Origin of the sequence: Parendozoicomonas sp. Alg238-R29 (assembly GCF_947331445.1) — a bacterium.
Classification (GTDB): Bacteria; Pseudomonadota; Gammaproteobacteria; order Pseudomonadales; family Endozoicomonadaceae; genus Sansalvadorimonas.
This window is the reverse complement of sequence record NZ_CAMZOG010000147.1, coordinates 1-5,017: the sequence shown is the minus strand read 5'-3', so window position 1 is coordinate 5,017 and position 5,017 is coordinate 1. Positions and strand designations below refer to the sequence as shown.

Here is a 5,017-nt window from a genome sequence, read left to right as displayed (position 1 = left end):
CAGCCAACCTGCGAAAGAGCCACAATTATCTCACCCATAACCAGATGCGTGAGATGGTGGCTGAACTGAAACAGTGCCAAAGTGAGACGTGCACTTTTGAAATTATAGGTAAATACGCAACCATTGATGCCGTTCAGCAGGATACTCTTAATGAACTTTGCAATCTAAACGCCAAGCAATGCCAGCCATTCGTAGCTGAGATTATTGCTGAGGAAGAAGCAAATCTGGCGTTGCTGGATGAGTTCAAACGTAACGGAGGTAATCTAAATACACGCATCTTTTTAGAAAACGATGTTGTTGCTGGTTCGAATATATCCTTAGCTGAATCATTTGCAGATGCTTATGTCGCCCAGCATGGTGGGGATAAAGCAGCTCTTATGTTTGCCATGGCCTCTGGTGCATTAGTTGGGGGTAAAAAAGCCTACGACAGGTTTAGGGTTACAAAGGGCACAAGTCAGAAAGCGCCAGCTAATGCTAACTCAACGAGTGCTAAGACGGACGATGAGGCTGCGGAGGTTGTTCAAAGACCTATTAAGTCAACCAGTTCAAAACCTCCAAGGAAAAGTCAAGACTATGAGCTAACGACCAATGATCTTAGAAAGTTAAAAGCAAGCAAGTATGCACATACGCTCGAAAGACATGGACCTGACATTAGTGCTGAGAAACTCAAGAGACGTGTAATTGAAGGAATTGCTCCAGACGAAAGTTTCATCCCAAAAATGAGGAAGGGGGAAAATATAGGCAACATTATACCTCCAATGTCGTCAAAATTTGAGAGTAATAGCACTCTTAAGCTTGCTTTGGATTCCGTAAATCAGGATACACAAGCTTTTGCAAATGCGTTGGCAAAAGCTCAGGATGAGCTATTAGCAGGAAAAAAACTAACAAAATTCAAATTTCAAGTTGACCTTGGTCAAAGTGTTGGTCATGGGTATAAAAAGCCTGTAGGAACATCAAATTTTGTTTCCCAAGGACACAGACTTGATGGGGAGCCAATAAGGGTCAATAACTTGACAAAAGTTGAAGCTCGTTATGTCCTCAATCCTAGTACTGGGCAGTTCGAGTTGAACACACTATTCCCAACAAATTAGGTAGATGAGTGAAAGAATACAGATACATAAAAGATGCACTTTCTGAGTTCTCTTCAAATCATGGTTTTAGTCTAGAGGAGTACCATGAAAGTTTTAGGGGGGTGATTGAAGCTAGCCCTGTTTACAGGGAAGCACTAAAAAGTGAGATACAGGCTGCCTGTAGGGATCTGGGTTGGAGCTGGGTTAATGAGGCTGAAAGAGCTGATTTCATAGGGGTTGACGTATGCGAAGATAGCACTTGGATGTCTGTCATAGCACTTATATGGCAAGCTATAGCGCCTAATGAAGAACCTCCCAAAAATGTAACAAAAGTGAATAAGAAGAAAAGAGCAGAAAAGGGAGCGGAGTGAATAAATAGAGTGAATAAATAGGGGCGTGCGATAATGTTCGTGTAGTTGACGTCATTGATCCACCTGATGCTAATGGCGTTATTCGAGCGAATACACAAATTCGTGATCCACAAACAGGGAGTTGGGTCGATAAGCCTCAACCAACAACTTTCTATCCTGAGCACTGGACAAAGCGCCAAACTGTTCAGGAAATTGAAGGGGCATTCCAAAATTCCAAACCACTACCGAGTGCAAATCCCTCGCTTCCACCAAAACAATGGGAAGGCGTATCTCCAAGTGGTGTTAGAATTAGAGGGTACTACACAAAGCCAGATGGTGGTGCTGCAACAGCTTGGCCACTACGTGAAGGGGACAAATAGTGAAGGGGAAAATATCTTTCGTTCATGCTGATAATTGGTGGATTTCAAGAGTCAGACAGTGGGTGGTAGAAGGCTGGAATGCCCCGTTACTCAGAAGAGCGTAAAGCTGCCATTCTCAAGAAGCTTTTGCCTCCACACAACCGCTCTGTTCCTGATGTTGCTCAGGAGGAAGGTATTTGTGTGGCCACTTTGTATAATTGGCGCAAGACATTAAAACAGAATGGTTTGCCTGTGCCAGGGAACGAACATAATTCCGAGCAGTGGCCCGCTGAGGCCAAGTTTGCCGTTGTTATTGAGACGGCCACTCTTTCAGAAACTGAACTGAGTGAATATTGTCGTAGTAAGGGCCTGTACCCTGAACAAGTTCAGGAATGGAAAACCGCCTGTTTAAATGGAGCCAAGACTGCTGAGCACCAGGTAGCCCAAGATAAACGTCAACTCCAGAAAGAACGTAAGCGTATTACAGAACTTGAGCGTGAGGTCCGTCGCAAAGATAAAGCCCTGGCCGAAACTGCGGCTCTGCTGGTGTTATCAAAAAAGCTCAATGCCTTCTACGGGATAGACGACGAGGAAGCTTAACCCCTCAAGATGAGCGTCAACGTATTTTGGACATTTGCAACAAGCAAGAATACGCCAGTCTTCCTCCCTCGCAAATTGTTCCGATGCTGGCAGACAAAGGCGAATACATTGCTTCCGAATCCAGTTTTTACAGAGTGCTGAAAGCGAACGACCAGCTTCATCACCGAGGGCGTACTCAACGGCGTGCCGTGAGAAAAAAACCAACAACGTATATTGCGAAAAAGGCAAATCAAGTGTGGTGTTGGGACATAAGCTACATTCCATCACGTGTTCGCGGGCAGTACTGGTATCTCTATCTTGTGCTTGATATTTATAGTCGCAAAATCGTTGCCTGGGAAGTCTACGACCAAGAATCGGGTGAACTGGCCAGCGCCTTGATTGAACGTGCCGTTCTCGCTGAACGGTGTTTAAAGTCACCGTTGGTTCTGCACGCGGATAATGGTGCTCCCATGACATCAGCAACGTTTAAAGCAAAGCTGATGGATCTGGGTATCACACCATCCCATAGTCGTCCAAGAGTGAGTAATGACAACGCCTTTGGTGAAGCGATATTAAAAACCGTGAAGTACTGTCCTCAGTGGCCATCACAGGGATTTAAAACGCTGGACAGCAGTCGTCAATGGATGTTGCGCTTCGTGAAGTTTTACAACACTGAACATCGCCATAGCAGTATCCGCTTTGTTACACCTGCTCAGCGCCATAACGGTGAAGATCATGCATTGTTGGCATACAGACATGAAATTTATGAGGCAGCGAAAGCCGCTCATCCAGATCGTTGGACAGGCAGCACTCGAAATTGGGAGCCGGTACATTCTGTTGCTCTCAACCCGGAAAGGTTGCCAGATGAAGCAGGCTTGAAAATGGCTGTTTAATAACAGGTTTTTGGGTCAACTATCTTGAAAGACTCCGTTTTTGTACAGCCTTACTGACTACATAGTCAGTATCCTTTCCAATAATTTGTTGAATGGCAACTCTGCAATCTCCTTCCTTGTCTGACTCTATTGAATGGTGCCTCCTTCACAGGGAGAGCGCAGAGGACATACAAGCGTAACGTAAAGGAGTACATCATTATGTTCGCAAGAGGCACTTCACCCTCTACGAGGAGAGGCTTTTTTTCTTACCACGAACCTTCTCATTCGTCGTCCGAGAAGCCAGCCCTCAATATTCCCATGTTCATCAAACACACCGCCTGTGTAGCGTATCAATGGCGTGAGTTTGGAGCTAAAATTTTCGACGCCAAGGATATGAAGCTGCTTGATCAGATTAATGCAAACTGCAAAACCAATCAGGATGCCTATTTTCAGATGTTAAATACTTGGCATGAACAATACCCGGACCAACGCTCAATGGAAGTGCTGGTGAATGCCTTGCGCACTTCGGACACACAGTTAAACACTGCGGCTATGGATATAGAACAACTGGGGCTGGAGCGTTTTCTGAATGGGGACACAGCAAACCCGACGGGCGGGACAACAATGGTCGGGCGCCCTTTGCCTTTGGTCGATCAGTTGTGTGAACAACTTAGGAGCGTAGAAATTGCGCCACTGGGATGTAAACTCCTCCCTGAAAGCCTTATGGAGGAGATTGAGGCGAATTATGACGGGCCTGAAGAAAAATTAAGAATGGTTCTGGATGAATGGATGCATGAGGATAGGATGGCTAACCTCGAGACACTTCTAGCGGTGTTAAGGTCGCCTAGTGTCGGTTGCGTGACAGAAGCCGATCATTTAGATCAAACGTATAAGGGGCAGAAATACAAGGCTTTTAGTCCGCCGTCGCCGAGTACCGTCCCCGTTGAAGCGTATCAAAAGGTGTTGGCACAAACTCAGGCTCTCGCAGCACAACTTGAAGAGGAGAGGAATAAACACCGACAAGAATTACAACGTGCAGAGCAACTAGCTCATCAATGGCAGGAAGAGTCGCTCCACTTGAGAGAAGAACTTTTTAATCTGAAGAGAAAAAATATTGAGCTGGCTCTCGATCAACAATCTCTGAACTCTGCAGAACAGCCCCCGGGAAAAAAAGCGAAAAGCGATGATTCTGAGGAGCAATGTCAGGCCTCTTCAGGAGGAGAACCCTTTGTCACGCAATACGAAGATATAGCCAACCAGCGGCCCAGCCATTATGCGCTTAACCTCATCTTTGATATTACTGCTGAGTATTGGAATGAGATTGGTCTCAGTCTCGGTTTATCCCACGAGATGCTTCGCATTATAAAGACAGACAACCCTTACAGTATTCGAGAATGTGTTCGTGTTGTATACACCAAGTGGCTGGAACGGGATACACATGCAACCTACTTAAAGTTAATGAAGGCTGTTCAAACAATTTTCCTGCGTTTTAAAAAAACAGAGCAGGAAGTACACTCATTCTGTCAAACCTTACAAGCCGGGGAGAGGGAGAACATGGCAAGGTCGTCCAAAATAAAAGTAACCGCTCAGTGTATGAATAATTGGCTGAGATAGAGCCAACAAAGATGGAGGGACCAATAAGGACCAATAAGGGGTCAGGTTCATTTTTTTAATGTACCTGACCCGACCCCTTTTGACCGGCTCTGTTCACAATAAATGTGGGTTGAGCCAATGGGATGCTTCCTGATCTAACAAACTCTCTTCCGAGAAGATATGTGTCTTTAAAA

At 45.4% G+C, this 5,017-nt stretch carries 4 protein-coding genes and 1 pseudogene; 4 read left to right on the top strand and 1 reads right to left on the bottom strand.

All coding sequences use genetic code 11. From position 1 onward, the window contains the following. Positions 1 to 1,091, top strand: a 1,091-nt coding sequence (locus QMA35_RS20780; RefSeq protein WP_281649061.1) for a hypothetical protein, incomplete at its 5' end; no start/stop codon positions are given. 8 nt (positions 1,092 to 1,099) lie between these two features. Further along, positions 1,100 to 1,441 (top strand): hypothetical protein, encoded by a 342-nt coding sequence (locus QMA35_RS20775; RefSeq protein ID WP_281649060.1) that lies wholly within the window; start codon positions 1,100 to 1,102, stop codon positions 1,439 to 1,441. 78 nt (positions 1,442 to 1,519) lie between these two features. On the opposite strand, the gene QMA35_RS20770 is transcribed toward QMA35_RS20775, so the two are convergent. Further along, positions 1,520 to 1,645 carry a hypothetical protein gene (locus tag QMA35_RS20770; RefSeq protein WP_281649059.1) on the bottom strand — a complete coding sequence of 42 codons (126 nt, stop codon included), beginning with the start codon at positions 1,643 to 1,645 and terminating at the stop codon, positions 1,520 to 1,522. Positions 1,646 to 1,878: 233 nt separating this feature from the next. Between QMA35_RS20770 and QMA35_RS20765 the strand changes: the two are divergent. Next, positions 1,879 to 3,251: pseudogene (locus QMA35_RS20765) on the top strand (IS3 family transposase). A gap of 297 nt (positions 3,252 to 3,548) precedes the next feature. Continuing rightward, a complete protein-coding gene (locus QMA35_RS20760; RefSeq protein WP_281649058.1) occupies positions 3,549 to 4,844 on the top strand; it encodes a death domain-containing protein in 1,296 nt (431 codons plus the stop codon). The last annotated feature ends 173 nt before the right edge of the window (positions 4,845 to 5,017 follow it).

Excerpts from the sequence above, each read along its gene's own strand:
- QMA35_RS20770 (WP_281649059.1), bottom strand. The coding sequence starts at position 1,645 with ATGCCCCTTCAATTTCCTGAACAGTTTGGCGCTTTGTCCAGTGCTCAG.
- QMA35_RS20760 (WP_281649058.1), top strand. The coding sequence starts at position 3,549 with ATGTTCATCAAACACACCGCCTGTGTAGCGTATCAATGGCGTGAGTTT.